This is a genomic window from Curtobacterium sp. MCBA15_013 (assembly GCF_001865095.1).
Lineage (GTDB): Bacteria > Actinomycetota > Actinomycetes > Actinomycetales > Microbacteriaceae > Curtobacterium.
In genome coordinates, this window is the sequence record NZ_MJGQ01000058.1 from 1 (window position 1) to 448 (window position 448).

1 protein-coding gene is annotated in these 448 nt (G+C 81.0%); it reads right to left on the reverse strand.

Translation table 11 applies throughout. The annotated features are described in order from the left end of the window. Nucleotides 1–136 precede the first annotated feature (136 nt). On the reverse strand, nt 137–448 hold a 312-nt coding region (locus BIV01_RS20030; protein ID WP_217642569.1), incomplete at its 5' end, for a hypothetical protein.

Here is a 448-nt window from a genome sequence, read left to right on the forward strand (position 1 = left end):
GCGCGGTGCGGGTCCGCCCCGGAGCCTGCGCCCGGTGGTGCTCACGGGGGTCGCGCGGCGGGTCGCGCCGGGTGTCGGGGCGGCGCGGGCGCGGGGCGGCGCGGAGCGCGGGGCGCAGGGCGCGGCGCGGGGCGCGTCAGGCGCGTCGTGCGGCCCGACGGAGGGCGCGGCGGAAGCGGCGCGGTTCGACACCGAGACCGTCGAGGACGTCGTGCGCGGCCCCCGTGAACGGATCGTCGATGCCGTCGAGCACCGCGAGCAGCACGTGGTGCGGTCGGACGCGTTCCGCCGGGCCGGCGAGCTGTGCGGCACGTGCCAGCACCCGCGCCGCGGCCGGTGTGCACGTGACCCGGTCGGGCGAGACCGGTCCGGGTGCCCCGGCGCCGACGAAGGCGCTGCTCGCGGTGCGGACGCGGTCGGGCGTGACGCCGTGCGCGTCGAGGACGTC